This window comes from Micromonospora chersina (assembly GCF_900091475.1).
GTDB classification, from domain to species: Bacteria; Actinomycetota; Actinomycetes; order Mycobacteriales; family Micromonosporaceae; genus Micromonospora; species Micromonospora chersina.
Genome location: NZ_FMIB01000002.1, coordinates 4,591,094 through 4,615,907, shown reverse-complemented (window position 1 = coordinate 4,615,907; position 24,814 = coordinate 4,591,094). Strand labels below are relative to the sequence as shown.

General features: G+C 74.6%; 19 protein-coding genes. 10 read left to right on the top strand and 9 right to left on the bottom strand.

All coding sequences use genetic code 11. The features are described from left to right. Positions 1-60 precede the first annotated feature (60 nt). Complete coding sequence (locus GA0070603_RS21445) at positions 61-723, bottom strand: adenosylcobinamide amidohydrolase (protein WP_091316971.1); 663 nt, start codon at positions 721-723, stop codon at positions 61-63. A 219-nt stretch (positions 724-942) separates the two neighbouring features. On the opposite strand from GA0070603_RS21445, the gene GA0070603_RS21440 reads away from it, so the two are divergent. Both GA0070603_RS21440 and GA0070603_RS21435 read left to right on the top strand, forming a co-directional pair. After that, a complete protein-coding gene (locus GA0070603_RS21440) occupies positions 943-1,620 on the top strand; it encodes a Crp/Fnr family transcriptional regulator (RefSeq protein ID WP_007073398.1) in 678 nt (225 codons plus the stop codon). A 110-nt stretch (positions 1,621-1,730) separates the two neighbouring features. Beyond that, positions 1,731-2,474: a metallophosphoesterase family protein gene (locus tag GA0070603_RS21435; protein ID WP_091316968.1), complete on the top strand. Its 744-nt coding sequence runs from the start codon at positions 1,731-1,733 to the stop codon at positions 2,472-2,474. 85 nt (positions 2,475-2,559) lie between these two features. Here the strand turns inward: GA0070603_RS21435 and GA0070603_RS21430 are convergent, their stop codons facing one another. Both GA0070603_RS21430 and GA0070603_RS21425 read right to left on the bottom strand, forming a co-directional pair. Beyond that, positions 2,560-3,573: an acetamidase/formamidase family protein gene (locus tag GA0070603_RS21430; RefSeq protein ID WP_091316966.1), complete on the bottom strand. Its 1,014-nt coding sequence runs from the start codon at positions 3,571-3,573 to the stop codon at positions 2,560-2,562. Further along, a complete protein-coding gene (locus GA0070603_RS21425) occupies positions 3,573-5,012 on the bottom strand; it encodes an APC family permease (protein ID WP_244282580.1) in 1,440 nt (479 codons plus the stop codon). Before GA0070603_RS21425 ends, GA0070603_RS21430 begins: the two co-directional genes overlap by 1 nt. Positions 5,013-5,159: 147 nt before the next feature. On the opposite strand from GA0070603_RS21425, the gene GA0070603_RS21420 reads away from it, so the two are divergent. From GA0070603_RS21420 to GA0070603_RS21390, 7 genes are read left to right on the top strand one after another with little or no spacing between them, the layout of a single operon-like run. Next, a complete protein-coding gene (locus GA0070603_RS21420; protein ID WP_091316961.1) occupies positions 5,160-5,804 on the top strand; it encodes a TetR/AcrR family transcriptional regulator in 645 nt (214 codons plus the stop codon). 15 nt (positions 5,805-5,819) lie between these two features. Continuing rightward, a complete protein-coding gene (locus GA0070603_RS21415; RefSeq protein WP_091316958.1) occupies positions 5,820-6,614 on the top strand; it encodes a TIGR03084 family metal-binding protein in 795 nt (264 codons plus the stop codon). Continuing rightward, positions 6,611-8,296, top strand: coding sequence for an acyclic terpene utilization AtuA family protein (locus tag GA0070603_RS21410; RefSeq protein WP_091316956.1), 1,686 nt, complete (start codon positions 6,611-6,613; stop codon positions 8,294-8,296). The genes GA0070603_RS21415 and GA0070603_RS21410 overlap by 4 nt, the downstream gene beginning before the upstream one ends. Further along, complete coding sequence (locus GA0070603_RS21405) at positions 8,293-9,432, top strand: acyl-CoA dehydrogenase family protein (RefSeq protein ID WP_091316953.1); 1,140 nt, start codon at positions 8,293-8,295, stop codon at positions 9,430-9,432. The genes GA0070603_RS21410 and GA0070603_RS21405 overlap by 4 nt, the downstream gene beginning before the upstream one ends. Further along, positions 9,429-11,030, top strand: coding sequence for an acyl-CoA carboxylase subunit beta (locus GA0070603_RS21400; protein ID WP_091316951.1), 1,602 nt, complete (start codon positions 9,429-9,431; stop codon positions 11,028-11,030). The genes GA0070603_RS21405 and GA0070603_RS21400 overlap by 4 nt, the downstream gene beginning before the upstream one ends. A 7-nt stretch (positions 11,031-11,037) precedes the next feature. Then, complete coding sequence (locus tag GA0070603_RS32400; RefSeq protein WP_091316949.1) at positions 11,038-13,047, top strand: acetyl/propionyl/methylcrotonyl-CoA carboxylase subunit alpha; 2,010 nt, start codon at positions 11,038-11,040, stop codon at positions 13,045-13,047. After that, positions 13,044-14,207, top strand: a complete 1,164-nt coding sequence (locus GA0070603_RS21390) for an acyl-CoA dehydrogenase family protein (protein ID WP_091316946.1) — start codon at positions 13,044-13,046, stop codon at positions 14,205-14,207. Before GA0070603_RS32400 ends, GA0070603_RS21390 begins: the two co-directional genes overlap by 4 nt. A 53-nt stretch (positions 14,208-14,260) precedes the next feature. Here the strand turns inward: GA0070603_RS21390 and GA0070603_RS21385 are convergent, their stop codons facing one another. Then, a complete protein-coding gene (locus tag GA0070603_RS21385) occupies positions 14,261-15,490 on the bottom strand; it encodes a GH25 family lysozyme (protein ID WP_091316944.1) in 1,230 nt (409 codons plus the stop codon). A gap of 223 nt (positions 15,491-15,713) precedes the next feature. Continuing rightward, entirely contained in the window at positions 15,714-17,498 is a 1,785-nt protein-coding gene (locus GA0070603_RS21380) for an alpha/beta hydrolase (RefSeq protein WP_091316941.1), read from the bottom strand. A gap of 253 nt (positions 17,499-17,751) precedes the next feature. On the opposite strand from GA0070603_RS21380, the gene GA0070603_RS21375 reads away from it, so the two are divergent. Then, entirely contained in the window at positions 17,752-18,216 is a 465-nt protein-coding gene (locus GA0070603_RS21375; protein ID WP_091316938.1) for a hypothetical protein, read from the top strand. On the opposite strand, the gene GA0070603_RS21370 is transcribed toward GA0070603_RS21375, so the two are convergent. The 4 genes from GA0070603_RS21370 to GA0070603_RS21355 form a co-directional block, all read right to left on the bottom strand. After that, entirely contained in the window at positions 18,203-19,723 is a 1,521-nt protein-coding gene (locus GA0070603_RS21370) for a serine/threonine-protein kinase (protein WP_091316935.1), read from the bottom strand. The two genes, GA0070603_RS21375 and GA0070603_RS21370, sit on opposite strands and share 14 nt — an antisense overlap. 30 nt (positions 19,724-19,753) lie before the next feature. Further along, the gene (locus GA0070603_RS21365) at positions 19,754-20,236 is read right to left on the bottom strand and encodes a hypothetical protein (RefSeq protein ID WP_091316932.1); all 483 of its coding nucleotides are present in this window, start codon (positions 20,234-20,236) and stop codon (positions 19,754-19,756) included. A 106-nt stretch (positions 20,237-20,342) separates the two neighbouring features. Then, the gene (locus GA0070603_RS21360) at positions 20,343-23,924 is read right to left on the bottom strand and encodes an adenylate/guanylate cyclase domain-containing protein (protein ID WP_091316929.1); all 3,582 of its coding nucleotides are present in this window, start codon (positions 23,922-23,924) and stop codon (positions 20,343-20,345) included. Continuing rightward, entirely contained in the window at positions 23,921-24,751 is an 831-nt protein-coding gene (locus GA0070603_RS21355; RefSeq protein ID WP_091316926.1) for an MBL fold metallo-hydrolase, read from the bottom strand. Before GA0070603_RS21355 ends, GA0070603_RS21360 begins: the two co-directional genes overlap by 4 nt. Positions 24,752-24,814: the final 63 nt, after the last annotated feature.

Genomic DNA, 24,814 nt, shown 5'->3' with positions numbered 1-24,814 from the left:
TGCCGCGACGAGGGCCGATCGGTCGGAAAACCCGATCGGCCGGGCGGGCCGGATCCACGCTCAGCCCGCCAACCGGTCGGACCAGGGCACGACCGTGCCGGCGCCGCCGGCCAGGACCGCCGCGTGCACGGCCCGGGCCAGCGGGGCGCCCCAGGCCGAGCGGGGACCGCCGTACGGGGCCGGCTCGCCGTCGGCCGGGCACAGCACGGTGACCGCGTCGGTGGGGGTGCCGGTGGCCGGCAACCCCAGCTCCCAGATCGCCTGCGCCTTCGCCTCGGTGGCCGTGGCCACCGCGTTGACGAGGGCGGCGTCGCCGAGCCGGACCGGGACGTGCACGACGATGTTGACCGTGCCGACCCGCTGGGCGGGCGCGGCGGGCTCGGGCTCGGCCGCCCAGACCGGGGTGCCGAGGCCGACGGTCGCCCAGACCCGCACGCCGCCGTCCGCGCGGGCCACCACCTCGGTCACGTCGACCCCGGTCAGCAGCCCGACCCCGGGCCCGGTCAGACCGAGGCCGTCGGCCAGCTCGGCCAGGTGCGCGGCCGGGTCGTCCCGGTCGTACGACATCGGCACTGTCGCGTTGACGACCCACCGGCGTACGCCGATCCCGCCGCCCAGCGGGGCGGACCCGACCGCCAGCAGCGGCGCCTCGGCCCGCCAGACCAGCAGCGGGATGTCCGACCCGTCCTCGGGCCGGCTGGTCAGGAACGGCTCGCTCAGCACGCCAGTCACCCTACGATCACAGGTGGGGACGGGTGGTGGCGGCCCGCACCGGAGGCGGGATCCTAGTCGTTGGGCGGGTCGGGCAGGTTACGCCCAACGATCAAGATTCCAGGGGTGCACCTCTGATTCCCGCTCATGTGCGCCTAGACTGGCGGCGCGCGAGGGATCAGCGGACGGCGGACCCGGCCGACGGACGGCACGCGCAAGCGGAGGTGCGCGATGGACGAGGTACTGGCCCGCAGCGGGATCTTCCAGGGTGTCGACCCGGAGGCTGCCGAGGCGCTCGCCAAGGAGATGGAGACGATCGAGGTCCGCAAGGGCGAGGTCGTCTTCAACGAGGGCGAGCCCGGCGACAGTCTCTACATCCTCCTGTCCGGCAAGATCAAGGTGGGTCGCCGCGCGGCGGACGGCCGGCAGAACCTGATCGCCGTGATGGGCCCGTCGGACATGGTCGGCGAGCTGTCGCTCTTCGACCCCGGCCCGCGTACGGCGACGGCCACGGCGGTCACCGACACCCGGCTGGTCCGGCTGCGCAAGCAGGCGCTGCGCCCGTGGCTGAACAACCGGCCCGAGATCGCCGAGCAGCTGCTGCGCGTGCTGGCCCGCAGGCTGCGCCGGACGAACGACTCGCTGGCCGACCTGATCTTCACCGACGTGCCCGGGCGGGTCGCCAAGAACCTGCTCCAGATGGCCGGCCGGTTCGGCACCCGCGACGGCGGCGTGCTGCGCGTGACCCACGACCTGACCCAGGAGGAGATCGCCCAGCTCGTCGGCGCCTCCCGGGAGACCGTCAACAAGGCCCTGGCCGACTTCGCCTCGCGCGGCTGGCTGCGGCTGGACGGCAAGAGCATCATCATCCTCGACCCGGAGCGCCTGGCCCGCCGCGCGCGGGTCTGACACCTCCACCCGACGTCCCGGCCCGGCCCGCTCTGCGGTCCGGGCCGGTTCCGTCTCTGCCGGCCGCAGAATTGCTGGACCATCCGGCCGGCACGGCGGAGGCTGGGGCGATGATCGAGCGGGTAGCTGTCCTCTCCGACATCCACGGCGCGCTGCCGGCGCTGGAGGCCGTCCTGGCCGAGCCGGACGTGGCCGCCGCCGACCTGATCGTGCTCACCGGCGACATCGCGGCCGGCCCGCAGCCGGTCGAGGTGCTCGACCTGCTCGCCTCGCTCGGCGACCGGGCCTGCTGGGTCGGCGGCAACGCCGACCGGGAACTGGTCGAGGCGCGGGCCGGGCGGCCGGCGCAGATCGAGGTGTCCGACTGGGCGGCGACCCAGCTCCGCGACGACCAGGTGGTCCGGTTGGCCGCGCTCCCGCCCACCGTCACGCTGCCGGTCGCCGGCCTCGGCCAGGTGCTCTTCTGCCACGCCACCCCCCGGGACGACGAGGAGATGGTGCTTGTCGACTCCCGGCTGGAACGGTGGGCCGAGGTCTTCGCCGGGCTGCCGGCCGAGGTGGGCGCTGTGGTCTGCGGGCACACCCACATGCCGTTCACCCGGCTCGTCGACCGCCGGCTGGTGGTCAACCCGGGCAGCGTCGGCATGCCGTACGGCGGCGCGGGCGCCTGGTGGGCGCTGCTCGGGCCGGGCGTGCAACTGCGCCGGACCGCCTTCGACGTGGACGCCGCGTGCGCCCGGGTGGCCGCCGAGTCGCTCTTCCCGGACGCCGCAGCCTGGGCCGACGAGTACCTGCGCTCGCGCCACTCCGACGCGGACGCGCTCGCCGTCTTCGGCCCGCGCGACGGCCGCTGACCGGCCATCCGAACCGAGATCGTGAAGTTTGTGTGTCGCGGGCGGCGGGACCGGCCGGGGGCGGCCCGGCCGGTCCCGGCACCGGTCAGCGGTGGTTCAGGTAGTGCTGGGCCGTCTCCCGCAGCCGGGCGTGCACCCCGCCGTATCCGCCGAGCCCGCCCAGGTAGCGCTTGTCCACCTTGGCCACCATCGTGTAGTTCGTGTCGCACACGTTGCCGACGGGCGCCTCGCCGGCCTGGCTGACCAGTTGGTACGCGTCGAGCTGGTCCAGCCCGACCAGCTCGGCGGTCCAGGTGACCAGGTCGTGCTGGCTGATCCGGTACGCGTCCTCCAGCGGGCGGGCCGAGCCGGTGGACATGAGCGCGTCGTCCGACTCCAGCCGCGGCCACGGGGTGCCCGCTCCCTTGATCACGTCCACCACGACGGTGGTGTTCATGGCCGCCTCGATGCCGGTGCCGCAGACCTCGCCGTGGCCCTGCCGGCAGTGCCCGTCACCGAGGGCGAAGAGCGCTCCCGACACGTTCACCCCGAAGTACGCGGTGACCCCGGCCCGCAGCTCCGGCGTGTCCATGTTGCCGCCGTGCGCGTCCGGGGTGATCGTCATACGGGCCTCGAAGGCGCCCGGCGCCACCCCGGCGGTGCCGTGCATCGGGTCCAGCGGCAGCGCCACCGTGTAGTCGCCCCGGCGGGCCCGGTACGTCGCCGTGCCCGCGGCGACGTCGACGTCGTACCGCCAGACCACCTCGTCGAGCGGGGGTTGCAGGGTCGCCGTGGTGTGGGTGCTGGTGAGCGCGCCGAAGTGCGGGAAGGTGGTCGACACGGCCCAGTCGCGGGCCGGCTCGATGGAGATGAAGTGCACGGCGAGGGTGTCACCGGGCTCGGCTCCCTCGACGTGGACGGGTCCCGTCACCGGGTTGAGGTACGGGAACTGGCAGACCTGCGACGGCAGGTCGTCGACGGTGCGGACGCGCCCGCCGAAGCAGTCCTCGGTGTAGAGCTCGAGGATCGTGCCCGGGCGCACCCGGAGCACCGCCTCGCGCCCGCCGAAGGTGTAGGAGAGCTCGTCCGGCTCCGGCCGGTACTTCACCACGTCGGTCATCAGTGCGGCTCCTTCACCGGCTCGTCGGTGCTCTCGTGGGCGACGTCGACGAGCGCGGCGAGCTCGGGACGCCGGCCGGTCAGGTAGAAGGCCAGCAGGACCAGCAGCCCGACGCCGAGCCAGACGAAGCCGAGCACCTGGGCGGCCACCTTCGCGTTGATCACGACGTAGAGCAGGATCAGGAATCCGATCACCGGCACCACCAGGTGCCGCAACCAGTCCCGGCTGCCGTTGCGCACCACGTAGTGGGTCACGACGGAGACGTGCAGCGCCAGGAACGCCGTCATGGCGCCGAAGTTGACGAGTGTGGACAGCAGCGAGATGCCGTCGTCCCGGCTGGCCATGTAGAGGCCGAGCGCCAGGGAGATCGCGGCGACCAGCAGGGTCGCGTTGGCCGGCACCTTGTGTTTCGGGTTGATCCGGGCGAGGAAGCGCGGCATCTGCCGGTCGCGGGCCATCGCGTAGAGCAGGCGGGAGGTCGCGGCCTGGGCGACCAGGGAGTTGGCGAAGCCCCAGGCGATCGCGGTGGCCAGGGCGGTCAGCCCGGCCAGCCAGGCCCCGCCGGCCGCGCGCGCCGCGTCGTAGAACGCGGTTCCCTCGGGGTCGCCGTTGTCGAGCAGGCTGGGCGCGTCCGGCACCAGCAGGGCGGCGACCCAGGTCTGCACGACGAACAGGGCGCCGGCCAGGAGCAGCGCCCCGACCATCGCGCGGCCGATCTGCCGGGCCTCCTCGCGGCTCTCCTCGGCCAGCATGGAGATCCCGTCGAAGCCGAGGAAGGAGAGCACGGCGATCGACACCGCGCCGAAGACCAGCGGCCAGGAGAAGGTGTCCGCGTCGAACAGGGGCCGGAGCGAGAAGCCCGCACCCTTGCCCCGGGCCAGCGCGACCACTCCGACGACCAGGAAGATGGCGAGGATGACCACCTCGGCGGCGAGCATCACCCGGTTGACCCGGGCGGTCATCCGGATGCCGAAGTAGTTGACGACGGTGTTGAGCACGACGAAGGCGGCCAGCCACACCCACACCGGCACACCGGGCACGAGGGAGTGCATGGCCACGCTGGCCACCAGGTAGAGCAGGCCGGGCACGAGGACGTAGTCGAGCAGGATCACCCAGCCGGCGAGGAAGCCGACGGGCGGTGCGATGCCGCGACCGGTGTAGGTGTAGACGGAGCCGGCCATGGGGAACGCGCGGACCATCTGCGCGTACGACAGGGCGGTGAACATCATCGCCACCATGCCGATGATGTAGGCGAGCGCGACCATGCCGCCGGAGCCGGCGTACACGCTGCCGAAGATGCCGAAGGGCGCGATCGGCACCATGAAGATCAGTCCGTAGATGAGCAGGTCGGTGAAGCTGAGGGTCCGGCTCAGTTCCTGCCGGTAGCCGAACCGTTCGACCTGGGTACCTGTCTCGGATGGGGCGGGAGGTTGAGTCACGGCACGCCTCCTTGATCTGGTGAGGCCGCACGTTAGTCCTGCCCACGACGGACAGCTAGATCCATGTGCCTGAATTGAAAACATCGACAAAGCGACTCAGAAAAAGTCAGGCTTGACTGTTTGTTTCGAGGGCGGCACGCTGTCCCCGTGCCCACCGCATCGACCCGCGTCCCTCAGCAGGAGCGCAGCCGCGCCACCCAGGCCCGGCTGCTGGAGGCGACCGTCGAGTGCCTGGTGGAGCACGGCTGGTCCGGCACCACCACGACAGTGGTGGCGGCCCGGGCGGGTGTCTCCCGGGGCGCCCAGCTGCACCACTACCCGACCAAGGCTGCCCTGGTCACCGCCGCCGTCACGCACCTCACCGAACGCCGGGCCGTGGAGCTGCGCACCGAGGCCGCCGCGCTGCCGGCCGGCCCGCGGCGGCTCGACCGGGTGGTCGACCTGCTCGCCGCCGCCTTCACGGGGCCGCTCTTCGTCGCCGCGTTGGAGCTGTGGGTGGCCGCCCGCACCGACGCCGAGCTGCGCGACGCCCTGGTCCCCCTCGAAGCACGGGTGGGCCGGGAGATGCACCGGCTCACCGTCGAACTGCTCGGCGTGGACGAGCGGCGGCCCGGCGTCCGCGAGGCGGTGCAGGCCACCCTCGACCTGCTCCGCGGCCTCGGCGTCGCCAACCTGCTCAGCGACGACTCGGCCCGCCGGGCCGCCCTGCTGCACACCTGGAAGCGCCAGCTCGCCGCTCTGCTCACCCCCGACGCCGGCCCGCCCACGCCCGGGAGCGCGCGGCCGCACTGACTCCCCGGAGGCTCCATGGTCGACCTGACAGCCCTGCTCGCGGACCTGGCCGCCGAAGCCGAGCAGCTCGACGCCCTCGTCGCGCCGCTGCCGGCGGAAGCCTGGGCGCGGCCGACCCCGGCCCCCGGCTGGACCGTCGCCCACCAGATCGCCCACCTGGCGTGGACCGACCACGTGGCCCACCTCGCGGCGACGGACACCGCGGCGTTCTTCGCCTCGGTCACCGGCGCCCCGGATCCGTCCCGGCTGGTCGACGACGGCGCCGAGGCGTTCCTCGCCCCGCCCGACGCGCTGCTGGTCCGCTGGCGTACGGGGCGGACCGCGCTGGCGGCGGCGCTCGCGGCCGCGCCGGCCGGGGAGAAACTGCCCTGGTACGGCACCCGGATGTCGCCCGCCTCGATGGCGACCGCCCGGCTCATGGAGACCTGGGCGCACGGCGAGGACGTGGCCGACGCGCTGGGCGTCCGGCGTACGCCGACGGGCCGGCTGCGGCACGTCGCGCACCTGGGCTTCCGTACCCTCGGGCACGGCTTCGCGGCGCACGGCCGCGCGGTGCCGACGGCGCCGGTCCGGGTCGAGCTGGTGGCGCCCGACGGGGACACCTGGGCCTTCGGGCCGGAGGACGCGCCCGACCGGGTCACCGGCCCGGCACTCGACTTCTGCCTGCTGGTGACCCAGCGCCGGCACCGCACCGACCTGGGGCTGGTCGCCACCGGACCGGTCGCCGACGAGTGGCTGGACGTGGCGCAGGCGTTCGCGGGCCCGCCCGGCGGGAAGCGGGCGGCGGCGGGCAGCGAGGTGCTCCGGTGACCGCGCTGCGGGTCGGCAACGCGTCCGGCTTCTACGGCGACCGCCTCTCCGCCTGGCGGGAGATGCTCGACGGCGGCGAACTGGACGTGCTGACCGGCGACTACCTGGCCGAGCTGACCATGCTGATCCTCGGCCGGGACCGGATGCGCGATCCCTCCCTCGGCTACGCGAAGACGTTCCTGCGCCAACTGGAGGGCACCCTCGGCACCGCGCTGGAGCGCGGGGTCCGGCTGGTCACCAACGCCGGCGGGCTCAACCCGGCGGGGCTGGCCGCCGCGATCGGCGCGCTCGCCGACCGGCTCGGCCTCACCGTCCGGATCGGGTACGTCGAGGGCGACGCCCTCGCCCGGCCGGACGCGTTGACCGCGAACGCCTACCTGGGGGCGTTCGGGATCGCGGCCTGCCTCGACGCCGGGGCGGACGTGGTGGTCACCGGGCGGGTGACCGACGCCTCGCTGGCGGTCGGCCCGGCCATCTCCCGCTTCGGCTGGACCCGGGACGACCTCGACGCGCTGGCCGGCGCGACCGTCGCCGGGCACCTCATCGAGTGCGGGGCGCAGGTCACCGGCGGCAACTTCAGCTTCTTCACCGAACTGCCCGACGGCGGCCACCGCCCCGGCTTCCCCATCGCCGAGATCCACGCGGACGGCTCGTCGGTGCTCACCAAGCACCCCGGCACCGGCGGCGCGGTCACCGTCGAGACGGTCACCGCCCAACTGCTGTACGAGGTGGGCGGGCCGGCGTACCTCGGGCCGGACGTGGTGACCCGGCTCGACACCGTGGAGCTGACCCGGGAGGGGCCGGACCGGGTGCGGGTCTCCGGCGTCCGGGGCACGCCCCCGCCGGACACCCTCAAGGTGGGCGTCAACAACCTGGGCGGCTTCCGCAACTCGATGACGTTCGTGCTCTGCGGGCTGGACATCCCGGCCAAGGCGGCCCTGGTGCGGGGGCAGTTGGAGGAGGCGGTCGGCAAGGAGGGGCTGGAGTTCACGCTGGCCCGCACCGACCACCCGGACGCCACCGACACCGAGGCGGCGAGCGCGCTGCTGCACGTACACCTGCGGGACGGCGACAAGGCGCGGGCCGGGCGGGCCTTCTCGGCGGCCGCCGTGGAGCTGGCGCTGGCCTCCTACCCGGGCTGCACGCTGACCACCCTGCCCGGCGACGCCACCCCGTACGGGGTCTTCACGGCCGACGCCGTGCCGCAGGACGCGGTCGCGCACGTGGCCGTGCTGCCCTCCGGCGAGCGGGTCAGGATTCCGCCCCCGCCCACCACGTGTTTGCAGGGGCCCCCTGTACAACACGAGGCGTTAACAGGGGGCCTCTCCTTGCACCCGACCCGGCGGGCGCCGCTCGGCGAGCTGGTCGGGGCGCGGTCGGGCGACAAGGGCGGGGACGCCAACCTCGGCGTGTGGGCCCGCACCGACGCGACCTGGGCCTGGCTGCGCGGCTGGCTGACCGTCGCGCGGCTGGCCGAGCTGCTGCCGGAGACCGGCCCGCTGACCGTCGAGCGGCACGAGCTGCCGAACCTGCGCGCCGTCAACTTCGTGATCCGGGGGCTGCTCGGCCAGGGCGTGGCCGCCTCCACCCGCTTCGACCCGCAGGCCAAGGCGCTCGGCGAGCTGCTCCGCTCCCGGGTCGTCGACCTGCCCGCCGACCTCACCCCGGAGGTGCCGTCGTGACAATCGTGGACACTCCCGAACGGCGGCAGCTCCGCGAGCTGACCCGGGCCTTCGTCACCAAGGAGGTCCTGCCCTACCTGGACGACTGGGAGCGGGCCGGCGAGGTGCCCCGCTCGCTGCACGAGACCGCCGCGAAGATCGGGCTGCTCGGCGTCGGCTTCCCCGAGCCGGTCGGCGGCAGCGGCGGCGACCTGCTCGACTCGATCCTGGTCACCGAGGAGGTCATCCGCTCGGGCGGCTCGTCCGGGCTGATCGCCGCGCTGTTCACCCACGGCATCGCGCTGCCGCACATGGTCGCCTCCCGCGACGACGGCCTCATCGACAGGTACGTGCGGCCGACGCTCGCCGGCACGATGATCGGCGCGCTGGCGATCACCGAGCCGGACGGTGGCTCCGACGTGGCGGGCATCCGCACCTGCGCCCGGCGGGACGGCGACCACTACGTGGTGAACGGGTCGAAGACCTACATCACCAGCGGTGTCCGGTCCGACTTCGTGACCACCGCCGTCTGCACCGACTTCCCCGGCTCCGGCTCGCTGAGCCTGCTCGTGATCGAGAAGGGCACGCCCGGGTTCACCGTCGGCCGGCGGCTGGAGAAGCTGGGCTGGCACTGCTCGGACACCGCCGAGCTCTCCTTCGTCGACGTCCGGGTGCCGGTGACGAACCGGATCGGGCCGGAGGACACCGGCTTCCTGGCGATCATGCAGCAGTTCGCCACCGAGCGGCTCTCGCTGGCCACCCAGGCGTACGCCACCGCGCAGCGCTGCGTGGAGCTGGCCACCCGCTGGTGCCGGGACCGGTCCACCTTCGGCCGCCCGCTGGCCAGCCGGCAGCTCGTCCGGCACCGGCTGGCCGAGATGCACACCCGCGCCGAGGCGGCCCGGGCGTACGTGCACGACGTGGCCGAGCGGGTCGCCGCGGGCGAGCCGGTCGTGACCGAGGTGGCCATGGCGAAGAACGTCGCGGTGGCGGCCTGCGACTTCGTCGTCGACGCGGCGCTGCAACTGCACGGCGGCTTCGGCTACCTGCGGGACGCCGAGGTGGAACGGCACTACCGGGACGCCCGGATCCTCGGCATCGGCGGCGGCACCACGGAGATCATGAACGAGATCATCGCGAAGGGCATGGGCCTGTGAGCACACTCGACAGCGGGATCGACACGTCCTCGCCGGCCCACCGCGCCAACCGGGAGGCGCTGCTGGAACGCCTCGCCGAGCTGGAGTCGACGCTCGACCAGGCGCGGGCCGGCGGCGGCGAGAAGTACGTGACCCGGCACCACAAGCGCGGCAAGCTGCTCCCCCGGGAGCGGATCGAGCTGCTGCTGGACCCGGACAGCCCCTTCCTGGAGCTGTCGCCGGTGGCCGCGTACGGCACCGACTTCCCGGTGGGCGCCAGCACGGTCACCGGCATCGGGGTGGTCGAGGGCGTGGAGTGCCTGGTGGTCGCCAACGACCCGACGGTACGCGGCGGGGCCGTGAACCCGTGGGCGCTCGCCAAGACCCGGCGGGCCGGTGAGATCGCGCTGGCCAACCGGCTGCCCATGGTGAATCTGGTCGAGTCGGCCGGCGCGGACCTGCCCACCCAGGCGGAGATCTTCATCCCGGGCGGCCGCGTGTTCCGCGACCTGACCCGGCTCTCCGCGGCGAAGATCCCCACGGTCAGCGTGGTCTTCGGCAACGCCACCGCGGGCGGCGCGTACGTGCCGGGCATGTCCGACTACACGATCATGATCCGGGACCGGTCGCAGGTCTACCTGGCCGGGCCGCCGCTGGTGAAGATGGCCACCGGCGAGGTCACCGACGACGAGTCGCTGGGCGGGGCGACCATGCACGCCACGAGGTCCGGCCTGGCCGACTTCCTGGCCGAGGACGAGCGGGACGGCATCCGGCTGGCCCGGCAGTGCGTACGCCGGCTCAACTGGCGCAAGCAGGGCCCGCCGCCGCGCAACCCCTTCCCGCAGCCACCGAAGTACGACCCGGAGGAGTTGCTGGGCATCGCCAGCGCCGACCTCAAGGTGCCCTTCGACCCGCGCGAGGTGCTGGCCCGGGTCCTGGACGGCAGCGAGTTCGACGAGTTCAAGCCGAACTACGGCACCGCGCTGGTCACCGGCTGGGGCGAGCTGCACGGCTGGCCGGTCGGCGTGCTGGCCAACGCCCGGGGCGTGCTGTTCAGCGAGGAGGCGCAGAAGGCGGCCCAGTTCATCCAGCTCGCCAACGCCGCCGACACCCCGCTGGTCTTCCTCCAGAACACCACCGGCTACATGGTCGGCACCGAGTACGAGCAGCGCGGCATCATCAAGCACGGCGCCCTCATGATCAACGCGGTGTCGAACTCGACGGTCCCGCACCTGACGGTCAACCTCGGCGCCTCCTACGGGGCCGGCAACTACGGCATGTGCGGCCGGGCGTACGAGCCGCGGTTCCTGTTCACCTGGCCGAACGCCAAGTCCGCGGTGATGGGGCCGGCGCAGCTCGCCGGGGTGCTGTCGATCGTCGCCCGGCAGGCCGCCGCCGCCCGGGGCCGCGACTACGACGAGGACTCCGACGCCGCCATGCGGATGATGGTCGAGCAGCAGATCGAGTCCCAGTCCGGGGCGCTCTTCCTCTCCGGCCGGCTCTACGACGACGGGGTGATCGACCCCCGGGACACCCGGACCGTCCTGGGGCTGTGCCTGTCGGCGATCCACAGCGGACCGGTGAAGGGCGCCGACGGCTTCGGCGTCTTCCGGATGTGAGGCGGACATGATTCGAAAACTGCTCGTTGCCAACCGCGGGGAGATCGCCCGCCGGATCTTCGCCACCTGCCGGGCGCTCGGCGTCACGACTGTCGCCGTGCACTCCGACGCGGACGCGGACGCGCCCTTCGTGGCCGAGGCCGACCTGGCCGTCCGGCTGCCCGGCAACACGCCGGCCGAGACGTACCTGCGCATCGACCTCGTCCTCGACGCGGCCCGGCGGGCCGGCGCGGACGCGGTCCACCCGGGCTACGGCTTCCTGGCCGAGAACGCCGACTTCGCCGCGGCGGTCACCGACGCCGGGCTGACCTGGGTCGGCCCGCCGGCCAAGGCGATAGCCGCCATGGGCGACAAGATGGCGGCCAAGGCCCTGCTCGCCGACGCGGGCGTGCCCATGCTGCCGACCTGGACCGAGGCCGACCAGGTGACGGGCTTCCCGGTGCTGGTCAAGGCCGCCGCGGGCGGCGGCGGGCGGGGCATGCGGGTGGTCCGCGACGCCGCCGGGCTCGCCGAGGCCGTGGCGGGCGCGCGCCGCGAGGCGGCCGCGGCGTTCGGCGACGGCACGGTCTTCATCGAGCGGTACGTCGAGCGCGGCCGGCACGTCGAGGTGCAGATCTTCGGCGACACGCACGGCACGGTGGTGGCCCTCGGGGTGCGCGACTGCTCGATCCAGCGCCGCCACCAGAAGATCGTCGAGGAGGCGCCGGGCGTCCTGCCGCCGGAGGTGCGGGCGCGGCTGCACGAGGCGGCGGTGGCCGCCGGCCGGGCGGTGGACTACGTCGGCGCCGGGACCGTCGAGTTCCTGCTCGCGCCCGACGGCGAGGTCCACTTCCTGGAGATGAACACCCGCCTCCAGGTGGAGCACCCGGTCACCGAGGCGGTCACCGGGTGGGACCTGGTCCGGCTGCAACTGCTGGTCGCCGAGGGCGAACCGCTGCCGCTGACGGCCACCCCGCCGGCCGACGGCCACGCCATCGAGGTGCGGCTCTGCGCCGAGGACCCGGCTCAGGGCTTCCGCCCGGCCACCGGCACCCTGCACCGCTTCGCGATCCCGGGGGTGGCCGGCGAGTTCACCCCGACGAAGGGCCTGCGGCTGGACTCCGGGGTGGTGGACGGCTCGGCGGTGAGCGTCCACTACGACTCGATGCTCGCCAAGCTGGTCGCCTGGGCGCCCACCCGGGCCGAGGCCGCCCGCGCCCTGGCCGGCGCGCTGGCCCGGGCCGAGCTGCACGGCGTGACCACCAACCGGGACCTGCTGGTCCGGGTGCTGCGCAGCCGTGAGTTCGGCGCGGCGGCGGCCGACACCAGCTTCCTGGAGCGGCACGAGGAGGTCTTCGCGCCGCTGCTGGCGGCCGACCAGCTCCCCCTGGTCGCCCTGGCCGCCGCGCTGGCGGGCGCCGCCGGGCGTCGCGCGGCCGCGCCCGTCCTGGGCGGGCTCCCCTCGGGCTGGCGGAACGTGCCGGCCTTCCCGCAGGTCACCCGCTTCGCCGGCCCGGACGGCGAGATCGAGGTCCGGTACCGGCTGGACCGCACGGGCACGCTCGCCGACTGGTCGGTGTCGCCGGCCCCCGCCTCGACCACCCAGGACGGGCCGGCGGCGGGCGGCGACGGACCGCCGGACATGACGGTGGTCGAGGCCGCTCCCGACCGCGTCGTGCTCGACGTCGACGGGACGCGGCGGGCGTTCCGCGTACACCGGGTGGGTGCGGAGGTCTTCGTGGACGGCCCGGACGGGGCGGCGAGCCTCACCGAGCTGCCGCGCTTCCCCCTGCCCACCGCGGAGCTGGCCGCCGGGTCGCTGCTCGCGCCGCTGCCCGGCGCGGTGACCCGGGTGCACGTCGAGGTCGGCCAGCGGGTCACCGCCGGCGACCTGCTGCTGACCCTCGAAGCGATGAAGCTCGAACACCCCGTGCTCGCCCCGACCGACGGCGTGGTGGCGGAGCTGCCGGTGCCGGCCGGCGGCCAGGTCGACACCGGGGCCGTGCTGGCCGTGGTCACTGAGGAGGACCCGCGATGAACTTCGACCTCACCCCCGAGCAGGACCAGCTCCGCGACGCCGTCCGGGCGCTGGGCCGGAAGTACGGCCACGGCTACTTCGTCGAGAAGGCCAAGGCCGGTGCGCACACCACCGAGCTGTGGCAGGAGGCCGGCCGGCTCGGCTACCTGGGCGTCAACATCCCCACGGAGTACGGCGGCGGGGGCGGCGGCATCACCGAGCTGGCCATCGTCTGCGAGGAGCTGGCCGCGGCCGGCTGCCCGCTGCTGCTGCTCGTGGTCTCGCCCGCCATCGCGGCCACCGTGATCAACAAGCACGGCACCGACGAGCAGCGCAAGCGGCACCTGCCCGGCCTCGCCGACGGCTCGCAGAAGATCGTCTTCGCGATCACCGAACCGGAGGCCGGGTCGAACTTCCACCGGCTCGGCACGGTGGCCCGCCGCGACGGCGACGACTGGCTGCTCACCGGCCGCAAGTGCTACATCTCCGGCGTCGACGAGGCCGGGCACGTGCTGGTGGTGGCAAGGACCGAGGACTCCGCGACCGGCAAGCTGAAGCCGGCGCTGTTCATCGTGCCGACCGACGCGCCCGGCCTGGAGAAGTCCAAGCTGGACATGGAGATCCTCTCCCCGGAGAACCAGTTCCTGCTCTACCTGGACGACGTGCGGCTGCCCGCCGACGCGCTGGTCGGCGAGTCGCTGGACGCCGGGCTGCCGGCGCTGTTCGCCGGCCTCAACCCGGAGCGGATCACGGTCGCCGCCATGGGCGCCGGCACCGGCCGGTACGCCATCGAGCGGGCCAGCGGGTACACCGCCACGCGGAAGGTGTGGGGCGGCCGGAGCATCGGCACGCACCAGGGCGTCGCCCACCCGCTCGCCCACGCGGCGGTGCAGGTGGAACTGGCCCGCCTGATGATCCACAAGGCGGCCACCCTCTACGACGCGGGCCGCGACCTGGAGGCCGGCGTCGCCGGCAACATGGCCAAGTACGCGGCCGGCGAGGCCGCCGCCCTCGCCGTGGACACCGCCGTGCAGGCGCTGGGCGGCGCCGGCATGACCACGGAGTACGGCGTGGCGACCCTGCTCGGCGCTGTCCGGGCCGGCCGGATCGCCCCGGTCAGCCGCGAGATGATCCTCAACTTCGTCGCCCAGCACGTGCTGGGCCAGGACAAGTCCTACTGAGTGCGCCGTTGCCCGGCGCCCCTTCCTCGGGGCACCGGGCAACGGCGGCGGGCTCAGGAGGTGGCGACCTTGTCGAACTTCTCCCACGGCCCGATCGCGGTCCGGTTGGCGATGAGCGGCAGGGCGCCCGCGTTCTCCGCCACCACGATCTTGCCGTTGGCGTTGGCCCGGAGGCTGATGCTGCCGTCCGAGTTGTTGATGACGGTGAACTTCTCCCAGGCGCCGATCGACGTGCGGTTGGCGATCAGGGCCTTGGCGCCCCCGTTCTCCGCCACGACGTACCGGCCGTTGGCCCGCGAGCGGAGGGCGACGAACCCGCCGCCCGCGTCGACCACGTCGAACTGCTCCCACAGGCCGACCGAGGTGCGGTTGGCGATGAGCGGCTTGGCGCCGGCGCTCTCGGCCACCACGTAGCGGCTGTTGACCCGGGCGCGGAGGGCGATCGGCGCCGCGGGCGCCGGAGCGCCGGTGAGCCGGGTGAGGGCCGCGTAGTCGCCGTTGAACACGTTCTGGCTGTAGTTGCCGGGCTGGCTGGGATCGCCGGCGGCGTACTGCCAGATGGTCTCGGTCGTCCAGCCCGCCGGCAGCGGCGGGCGGGTCGTGGTGTAGCCGGCGATGTCCAGCGGGTTGGCCCCGAAGGTGGCGTTGTTGCCGGTGCACGGGTTCCAGTAGTTGGTGTTCGTGTAGATCATCACCGGCCGGCCGATGCGGGCCTTGACCTGGTCGGTGAAGGACTTGATCCAGGCGGACATCTCCGTGGTGGTCAGCCCGTAGCAGGTCGGCGCGCCGCTCCAGTAGGGCCACTCGATGTCGACCATGGGCACGAGCGTCTGGCTGTCCTTGGCGAACTGCGCGTTGTCGATGAAGAAGTTCGCCTCGGTGACCGGGTCGCGGCCGTCCGGGCGGGCGAAGTGGTAGGCGCCCACGAGCAGGCCGGCGGCCTTGGCCGCCGCGTAGTCCGCGGCGAAGTAGGGATTGCGGTACGTCTGCCCCTCGGTGGCCTTCACGTACGCGAACTTGTAGCCGTCGGCCGCCACGCCCGGCCAGTCGATGGCGCCGAGGTTGTGGTCGTGGCTGGAGACGTCGATCCCGCGGATCGTGTAGCCGGCCGGAATGGTGGCGCTCGTGGTGGCCGAGGTGACGCGGGCGCCCGGCTTGACGCCCGCGTTCGCGTGGCCACCGCCGTCCGGAGCGGCGTCGGCGGCGCCGGCCGGCTGGGACATGCCGAGTGCGCCGAGCGCGAGCCCGGCGGACAGCAGAACAGAGATCCATCTTCTTGACATGGAGGTCGAGATCTCCTCAGTCGGGAAGTCGAGGACCGCCGGTCGCCGAGCAGGCGGATCACGGCGGCGGAACGCCCTCGCACTCGGGCCGGGGAATCGGCGGGAGCAGGGCGCGGCCGTACTCTAACCCGCCGAACCGCCTGCGTGGTGCCCCGACCGGCCGCGTCGCCCGGGGCCCGGGGTACGGCGGATGCCCGATCACCCGCCGTACCCCGGGGGTCCGTCAGCGGACGGTCAGCGTGCCGACCGCCGGCAGCGGCGCGACCACCGGCGGCAGCCGCTTCGGCTCACCACGGCCGGGCTCGCCGGCCCGGGCCAGGTCGCTCTTCGACGCCGCCGCCCGGGTGGTCTCCGGCTCGTCCTGGAACGGCTGGGCGTCACCGGTGCAGAGCGTGCCCTTGGCCGGCAGCGTCCCCTTGAGCAGGTACGCGTCGACCGCGCCGGTCACGCAGGCCGAGGTGCCGTAGGCGGTGTGCCCCCAGCTGTCGCTGCTCAGCAGCCGGCTGTTCGGCAGCAGCCGGGCCGAGCTGACCGCACCCTGGTAGTTGGTCGCCGGGTCCCAGTAGTTGCCGACCACCAGCACCGGAGCGGCGGTGGTCCGGTCGAACGGGCCGGTCCAGGCGTCCTCGTCGCGCACGGTCCAGGTGTTGCGGGCGCAGGGAGCGGTGCCCCACGCCCAGGCCCGGCCGAAGTACGGCGCCCGCTTGTCCTCCCTGGCCGACAGGGCCGGCCAGGCGTCCGCGCTCTTCGGGTGGTACGCGTCGGTGCAGTCCACCGTCAGGAACGTCTCCAGCCCGTTGTCGTACGGGAAGTCGTACCCGCGCTGCTGGTGGGCCTGGGCGGCGCGGCGGGCCACAGCGGTGCGCGCCTGCGCCCGGGCCGGCGCCGCCGCGGCCGGGTCGGTCAGCACCAGCAGCTCACCGGTGAGCTCCACGATGTACTGCCAGCCGTTCGGGTCGTACAGGTTGCCGAGCGTGGCGCTGACGAAGTCGGCGTAGCTCACGGTGAACTGCCCGAGGTCCGGGTCGTCCACGACCAGGGGCTTCTTGCGCAGCCGCTGCGCGACCGTCTCGTACGCGGCGACCGGGTCACCGCCGGACGCCAGCGCGCACTTCTCCGCGCCGGCCTTGGCGCACCGGACCAGGATCTCGTGCAGCGCGCGGTACGCGCCGTCGGCGCTGCGCAGCCGGGTCTCCTGGAGCTGGTTGCGGGCCTTGCCCTGGCCGACCCAGGCGTTCGGGTTGAGCACGCCGTCGACCACGAGGGCGCGGAACCGGTCCGGGAACATGTTCGCGTAGTACTGCCCCAGCGCGGTGCCGTAGCTGAAGCCGAGGTAGCTGAGCTTCTTGTCGCCGACCGCGCGGCGCAGCACGTCCATGTCGCGGGCCACCTCGGCGGTGGACGCCGCGCCGGTGAGCGGCCTACCCGTGGTCGAGCAGCCCCTGCCGACCGCCTTGGACGCCGCGACGTACGCCTTCTCCTCGGCCTTCGTGTACGGGAAGGCGACGTTCAGCCCGGCGTACGCCCGGGTCTGGTCCTTCACGGACGGGAAGCACTTGACGTTGTCGCTGGCGGCGACGCCGCGCGGGTCGACGCCGACGATGTCGAAGCGGTCGAGCAGGTCGTCGCCGAGGAAGTAGGGCGCGGCGAGCGCGATGCTGGTGCCGGAGCCGCCCGGGCCGCCCGGGTTGAGGAACAGGCTGCCGATCCTGTGCTTCTGGTCGCGGGCCTTGACCCGGAGCACCGCCACCTCGGTGGTGGCGCCCTTCGGGCTGTCGTAGTCCAGCGGGAGCCGGACCGTGGCGCACTCGGCGTAGTCGTAGCAGGCGTACCAGTCGAGCTTCGGCGTCGGCACGCGGTCGACACGGCGCGCCTCGGCGGCGCTGGTCCGGTCGTGCGTCGCCGGCTGCGGCGTGCGCGCCGCGGCCGCGGCGGGCGTGAACGCCGATCCGGCGAGGACGATGCCGGCGATCCCTGTTGCGGTGAGGGACCGGATTGCATGTGGCATGTGGCTGCCTTCCGGTGGGGAACGGGGTCCGTCGAGGAGACCTCGACCCCCGTCACTTTAGGGATCAAGGCCCACTGGAGCCGCCCGTCAAACGCGGGCAGAAGCGACAGATTGCCGATTGATGTAACGAATTTTTCTTGATCGACGCTTTTGGCCCTCCAGGTGGGAGGGTGACGCCCGCGGGAACGCTTCTGACGGGAAGCCGTCCCGGCCCGGCGGTTGACAGGTCGACGCGCTGGGCCATGCTTGTCGGGTGAGTTCGTTCCCGAAGCCCGATGCGCGGGTCAAGGCCGCCGTCGCATCGCTGGCGGCGGTCGCGGCGCTCGTCACGTTGGTGGTGTGGCGCCCCGCCGGCATCCTGTCGGTGGTGCTGGCCCTGATCTGTGTCCTGCTCGGCATGGTCGCCGGGGTGACGGTGACCGCCGCCCGCCAGGCCCCGCCCCGCGCCGACGCCCCGGCCGAGGAGTGGCCGGCCCCCGGGTACGGAGTGGACGCCGACACCCTGGAGGCGATCGACCCCCGGGCCGTGCGGCAGCTCCGCACGCCCACCGGCGGCTACGCCGGCGACGCCGACACCCTGGAGACGCTCGACCCGCGGGCGGTCCGCGACCTGCGGGCGTCCGGCGGCGCCTACCCGGTGGACGCCGACACCCTGGCCACGCTCGACCCCCGGGCCGTGCGGGAACAGCGGGCGGCGAACGGCGTCAGCGACCGGTGAGGGTGGGCACGGCGAGCGCGTCCACGCCCCGACCCGCCAGGCACCGGTAGGTGCGGTCCAGCTCGGTGCCGGCCGGCGGCAGGACCTCCAGGTTCCAGCCGGTCGCCTGCCGGATGCCGCTGGCCAGCCGGAACGTGCTGACGTTGCAGACCTGCTGGACGGTCGGGTCGGCGACAACCGCGTCGTGGCCCGCCCCGGCGAGCGCGGCCGGCAGGTCACCCTCCGCGTAGGTCTCCCAGGTGTGCCGGCCGTCGCAGGGCACCCGGGTCGCCTCGGCCCGGTCGCGGCGCAGCCGGACCGGGCCGTAACACTCCAGTTCGGACGCGCAGTGGGCGCCCGCCGGCAGCCGGACGTCGCCGGCCGCACAGCCGGGCAGCACCTTCGCCCCGGAGGGCTGGACCGCACCGCTGGCCACCGGAGTCGGCGACACCACGGGCGGCGCACCGCCGGCGAGCCAGGCCCCGGCGCTGGCCGAGGCGGCGAGCGCGAGCACCCCCGCGCCGCCGAGGAACCACCGGCGCGGCCAGCGCCGGCCGCGGGTCGGCACGGTCGGATGGGTGTCCTCGGACGGCGGACGCGGGCTCGGCTGGCCGCTGCGGGTCAGCGGGTGGCCGCCGGTGGTCGGACCGCCGCTGACCGGGGCCCCCGGGTAGGGCGCGCCACTCACCGGTGCGGCGCCCGGGTCCAGCGGGAGCGACGCGAGCAGGCCGCGCAGCTCGACCGCGGAGGGGCGCTCGCCCGGGTCGTTCGCCATGCCCAGCCGCAGCACGTCGATCAGCTCGTCGGGCACGCCGGGCAGGCCGGGGATCGGCTGCTGGAACATCTCCAGCACGGTGACCAGGCTCGGGTTGCGCTCGGACTGCCAGCGCGGCGGCCGGCCGTGCATCACCGCGTAGAGGGTGGCGCAGAGCGCGTAGACGTCGACGGCCGGGCTGGGCGGGCTGTGGCTGAACATCTCCGGCGGCGCGTACGCCGGGGTGAGCACCTCCAGGGTGACCGAGGCGTCGCGCACCTCGGCCAGCACCGCCAGCCCGAAGTCGGCCAGCACCGCCGGGTTGAAGTGCGAGTAGAGGATGTTGGCCGGCTTCACGTCCCGGTGCAGCACCCCGGCCGCGTGCGAGTGGGCCAGCGCGTCGGCGATCTTCACGCCGAGGTCGCGGGCCTCCACGGCGCCCAACGGGCTCCGGCGCATCCGCTCCGCGTACGAGCCGTCGCAGAGCTCCATGATCAGGTAGGGGTGCTGGTCGACGGTGACCCCGACGTCGAAGAGGTCCACCACGTGCGGATGGGAGGACATCTTGCCGGCGGCCCGCGCCTCACGCAGGAAGCGCGCCTGGTCCCGCTCGCTGGCCAGCGTGCGGTTCTCCACCTTGACGGCGACCTCGCGCCCCACCGAGATCTGGGTGGCCCGGTAGACGGTGGCGTAACCGCCCCGGGCGAAGACCTCCAGGTCGGTCAGACCGGGCACGATGGGCAGCCGCAGGGCGCCGGGCGGGGTCTCGGTCACGGCTCGAAAATACCCAACTGTTCCGGTCGCTCAGTGCACCGCGTCGGTCGCCGGCACCGCGCCCGGGCCCGCGACGCCGTCGTCCGCCGCACCCGGCCCGGCCGGCCCGGTGGCCGCCCGGCGGGCGTCCCACCACAGGCCCACGGCGGTCGCGACCGCGCCCAGGCCCTCCCAGGCGGCCACCCCGAAGAACCGGTCCGGCGCGACGTCGGAGAGCACCGCGATGCTGAAGACGGTGAAGGTGACCAGGCGGAACCAGACGGTGAACCGGTAGAACGGCCGCCACTCGGTGGCCACCGCGAGCAGGTAGTAGACCCCCATGTTGAACGAGGCCATCGAGGACGCGGTGAGGAACGTGCCGGTGTAGTCGCCGGGCGCGCGTTCGGCCGGCACCTCGAAGCCGAGCAGGCGCAGCTGCGTCTCCGGCCAGATCAGGCCCAGGGCGCCGAGCAGCAGCGCCAGGAGCCCGAAGACCGCGATCGTCCAGCCGGCGCCGGAGCGCGGCAGCCTCATCCGTTCCTCCCCAACCCGCGGCCGTCGACGCGGACGGCCCTCGCCCCCACGCTAACCGCCCCCTCCGACGGAGACATCCCCGGAACCGGCAGAACTGGGGGCGGGATCAGTGCCCGGCGAGGCGGTCGCGGAGCGTGTCGGCGACCGCCCGTTCACTGCGCTGCTCGGTGGCGTACGCGAGCCGCACCGCCTCCTCGGCGCTGGCCAGCGCCTCGGCCGGACGGCCGCACGCGGAGAACGCCTCGGCCAGCACCATCCGGGCGACGACCTGGCTGCGCACGTCCTCCGCCGGGGCGGACACCGCCCGCTGCGCCCAGTCCAGCGCCTGCTCCCGCTGGCCATGGGCGAGCAGCGCGGACGCGTACCGGGCCATGGTCTGCCGGCGGGAGAACAGCAGCGACGGCGTGTTGGCGGCGGCGGTCGCCACCGGGGCGAGCAGCCCCACGGCGGTCGCCGAGTCGCCGGCGGCGAGCCGGGCCATGGCGAGCAGCACCCGCGGCCCCACCTGGGCCGGGGCCTGCGGGTTGTGCGGCTCCACAGTGGTCAGCACCGACCGGGCCTCCCGCTCGGCGGTCCCGGCGTCGCCCATGTCCAGCGCCACGAAGCCGCGCAGCGTCCCGGCCATCCCGGTGAGCAGCGGGTGCGCGGTGCGATCCGCGTACGCGAGGGCGTCGGTGAGCAGGTCGGCGGCGTGCTCCGGCTCGCCCAGCCCGCGCGCCACCACCCCGCGCACGACAAGCGCGAAGCCCTGCCCCCAGTCGTCGCCGACCTCGGCGAACTCCCGGTACGCCCGGCGCGCCGCGCGGTCCGCCTCGGCCAGCTCACCCAGCTCGGCGGTGGCGTACGCCTCGACGGCGCGGAGCGTGCCCACGGCCCACGCCTCGCCGACCCGCTCGCCGAACGGCAGGAACACCTGCGCCATCCGGCACGCCTCGCGCAGCCGGCCGGCGAGCAGCCGGGCGAACGCGGTGGTGCCACGCAGCCAGGCCCGCCCGTACGGGTCCTTCAGCTCGGCGAAGAGCCGGGCGGCCCGGCCGAGCACCGCGTCGGTGCCGGCGAAGTCGCCCCGTGTGGTGGTCACCCAGGCCAGGTTCTGCAACGACCAGGCCTGCCCGCGCGGATCCTTGGCGGCGAGGCTGACCTGGTAGGAGGCGGCGAGCCGGCTGCTCGCCTGGCCCAGCCGGCCGGCGATGAAGTCGGCCATGCCGAGCCGGCGCATCGCCGAGGCGCGCAGGGTCGGCAGGTTGGCGGCCGTCGCCACCTGCAACGCCTCCTGCCAGCTCCGCTCGGCCCGGGCGGCGTCGCCCAGCGTCTGGTGGGCCTGCCCGGCCAGCAGCAGGGCGCTGGTGCGGGTGGCCGCCGCGTCGCCGGCGTTGGCGGCGATCTTCTCGGCGAAGGCGAGCGCGTCGGTCGGGCGGCCGATCTGGAGCAGCGCCCGGGCGTGCACCACCCGGTCGGCCAGCGGCACCCCGTCACGGGCCAGTTCGGCGGCGCGTTCGGCGTACTCGACGGCCAGCGCCGGCTCCCCCGACCGCAGCGCGCGGCGGGCGGCCCGGCCCAGCGCGGCCACGCCCAGCGGGACCACGGCCCGGGCCGGCGCGTCCGGGCGGAGCTTGACCGCGTCGGCGAGCGCGGCGGCCCGCTCGACGTGCTCGGCGACGAAGTCGTCCCGGGCGGCCTCGGTGAACCCGCCCGGCGGCGTGGTGGTGCCGTCGGCGCTCTCCGGGGCGGCCCAGCGGGCCAGGGCGGCGTGCCGGTCGGCCAGCTCCGCCTTGCTCACCCCGGCGTACGCGGCCTCCCGCATGAGCGGGGTGGCGAAGGCGAACCCGGTGCGGGTGCGATGCAGCATCCGGCGTTGCAGCAGCTCCTCCACGGCCCGGTCCAGCTCGACCGCGGCCACCGCGGCCGGCCGGCCGTCCCGCCCGACGCGCTGCTCGCGGAGCGCCTCCAGCGTGCCGCCGGGCACCGTGTCGCCGACCACCGCGGCGTCCCGCAGCACCGAGCGGGCGTCCGGCGGCAGCGCGTCGATACGCGCGGCGAGCACGGCCGCCAGGTCCCGGGAGAGCAGCCGGCTGCCCAGCGAGCCGGGCGCCAGCCGCCAGCCGACGTTGGCGTCCCGCCCCGGGCCGGCGGTCAGGGCCCCGCGCTCCATGAGCAGGGTGACCAGCTCGGCCAGGTAGAACGGGTTGCCCTGGGCGGTGGCGAGCAGCCGGTCCGCGTCGGCCGGCGACAGCTTGCCGCCGCTCAGGTAGCTGGTGAGCAGCCGGGAGGCGTCGGCGCCGCGCAGCGGGGGCAACGCGTGCACCTCGGCGTCCGCGACCCGGGTCAGGGCGCCGGCGGTCCGCACCAGCTCGGGCCGGCCGAGCAGCAGCACCAGCACCGGGCCGCTGAGCCGGGAGAGCGTGAGGCCGAGCGCGTTGATGGTCTCGGCGGTGGCGTCGTGCAGGTCGTCCACGACCACGACGAGCGGCGCCTCGACGGCGAGCGCGCTGAGCAGGTCGGCGACCGCGTTTGGCACCGCCTCGGCGTCCGGCGGCGGGGAGGCCGCGTTCCACTCGCCGTTCTCGGCGGCGGCGGGGAGTTCGGCGTACCCGAGCAGGGCCAGAAGCTGCTCCACGGCCAGCGGGGGCGTGTCGCCGGGGAGCCGGCCGAGGCGCTGCCCGAGGCGGCGCAGCCGCTCCTCGACGGCCGGCCGGGTGAGCGCCGTGGCGGCGTCGCTGGGCAGGCCGACCGCCGCCCGGACCAGGTCGGCGAGGGGGGCGAGCCGGCGCCGCTCGCCGAACGCGGCGCAGCGGACGGAGAGCACCCGCGCGCCGGTGTGCGCGGCGTACCGGCCGGCGCCGACGTCGTAGCCCGCGGCGAGGCGCTCCACCTCGGCGGCGAACCGGGACTTGCCGATCCCCGCCTCGGCGGTCATCAGCAGCACCCGCGGCTCGCTCCGGTCGATCACCTCGGCGAGCCGGCCGGCGACCCGGCCGATCTCGGTCTCGCGGCCCACGAAGGGCGCCTCGTCGCCGAGGCCGGACCGGGTGCCCGGCGCGTCCAGCAGGCCGAGCAGCTCGTACGCCTCGACCGGCTCGCGCTTGCCCTTGAGCCGCAGCGGGCGCAGGGCCCGCCAGGAGGCGACGTGCCGGGTGGCGGCGGAGGTGCGCGCCCCGGCGTAGACCGCGCCCACGGCGGCGGCGTCGGCGAGCCGGGCGGCCGTGTTCACCGTGTCGCCGATGACCGTGTACTCGATGGCGGCCTGGATGCCGGCGATCACGTCGCCGGTGTTCAGCCCGACGCGCAGGCCGAGCGGCGCGCCGCCGCCCCGCTCGTCGTCGAGCACCCGGCGGACCGCCCGCTGCATGGAGAGCGCGGCCCGGACGGCCCGCTCGGCGTCGTCCTCGTGCGCCACCGGCGCGCCGAAGACCGCCATGATCCCGTCGCCGGTGAGCTTGTCGACGTGCCCGCCGAAGGTCTTGACCGCGCCGGCCAGGGCGGCCAGCACCCGGTCGGTGACCGCACCGACCCGTTCCGGGTCGAGGTCCTCGGACCAGGAGGTGAAGTCGGAGAGGTCACCGAAGAGCACGGTGACCACCCGCCGCTCGGCGGCGGGCAGCGTGGCGGCGGCCGGCAGCGCGGCCCCGCAGTTGTGGCAGAACCGCGCGCCGGGTACGGCGACGGTGCCACACACCGGGCAGGTCACGGTTGCTCCAACTCCGCACCCCCGGCGCCGGATTCCCGGGCGGTCACGCCGAGGTACTCCAACTGGGCCCGGACCGACCATTCGGCCGCCCACCACAGCGACCGGTCGACGTCCGCGTAGACCCGCTCGACCACCTCGGGCGCGGTGGTCGCGCCGGCGGCGACCGCCGCCCGGACCTGGTCGAGCCGGGCGCGCCGGTGGGCCAGGTAGAACTCGGCCGCCGCGCCGCAGTCGGCGAGCGCCGGGCCGTGCCCCGGCAGCGCCGGGATCCCCCGGTACGTGCTGAGCAGTTCCAGGCTCGACAGGTAGTCGCCGAGGTGCCCGTCCGGGTGGGCGACCACGGTGGTGCCCCGCCCCAGGATCGTGTCGCCGGTGAGCACGACCCGCTCGTCGCCGTGCCCCACCAGGAAGCAGACCGAGTCGGCGGTGTGCCCGGGGGTGGTCAGCGGGCGGATCTCCAGACCGGCGTCGAGCGCGGTGTCCGCGGTCAGCGGTGCCCCGCCCACGGTGTGCGCCGGGTCGACGGCGAGGACCGGCGCGCCGCCGAGCAGCGCGCTGAGCCGGGGCGCGCCCTCGGTGTGGTCGGCGTGGCCGTGGGTGATCAGCACGAAGCCGACCGGGCCGTGCGCGGTGAGCGCGGCCAGGTGCTCCTCGTCGGCCGGGCCGGGGTCGACCACCACGGCGTGCGACGCGCCCGGGGCGCGCAGCACCCAGCTGTTCGTGCCGTCGAGCGTCATCGGCCCCGGGTTGGGGGCACGCACCAGCGTCACCCACTCCGGCAGCTCGTCCGCGAGCGCCGCTGCGGCTCCGGTCACACGCCCACCCATGGCAGCGATCGTACGACCCCGCCCGCCACTCCCCGCGATCTTGCGGCTCCGCCAGGTGTTATG

What these genes read in the sequence shown, in the direction of transcription:
- GA0070603_RS21440 (WP_007073398.1), top strand. Translation starts at nt 943, where the DNA reads ATGGACGAGGTACTGGCCCGCAGCGGGATCTTCCAGGGTGTCGACCCG.
- GA0070603_RS21435 (WP_091316968.1), top strand. Translation starts at nt 1,731, where the DNA reads ATGATCGAGCGGGTAGCTGTCCTCTCCGACATCCACGGCGCGCTGCCG.
- GA0070603_RS21430 (WP_091316966.1), bottom strand. Translation starts at nt 3,573, where the DNA reads ATGACCGACGTGGTGAAGTACCGGCCGGAGCCGGACGAGCTCTCCTAC.
- GA0070603_RS21415 (WP_091316958.1), top strand. Translation starts at nt 5,820, where the DNA reads ATGGTCGACCTGACAGCCCTGCTCGCGGACCTGGCCGCCGAAGCCGAG.
- GA0070603_RS32400 (WP_091316949.1), top strand. Translation starts at nt 11,038, where the DNA reads ATGATTCGAAAACTGCTCGTTGCCAACCGCGGGGAGATCGCCCGCCGG.
- GA0070603_RS21390 (WP_091316946.1), top strand. Translation starts at nt 13,044, where the DNA reads ATGAACTTCGACCTCACCCCCGAGCAGGACCAGCTCCGCGACGCCGTC.
- GA0070603_RS21385 (WP_091316944.1), bottom strand. Translation starts at nt 15,490, where the DNA reads ATGTCAAGAAGATGGATCTCTGTTCTGCTGTCCGCCGGGCTCGCGCTC.
- GA0070603_RS21380 (WP_091316941.1), bottom strand. Translation starts at nt 17,498, where the DNA reads ATGCCACATGCAATCCGGTCCCTCACCGCAACAGGGATCGCCGGCATC.
- GA0070603_RS21365 (WP_091316932.1), bottom strand. Translation starts at nt 20,236, where the DNA reads ATGAGGCTGCCGCGCTCCGGCGCCGGCTGGACGATCGCGGTCTTCGGG.
- GA0070603_RS21355 (WP_091316926.1), bottom strand. Translation starts at nt 24,751, where the DNA reads ATGGGTGGGCGTGTGACCGGAGCCGCAGCGGCGCTCGCGGACGAGCTG.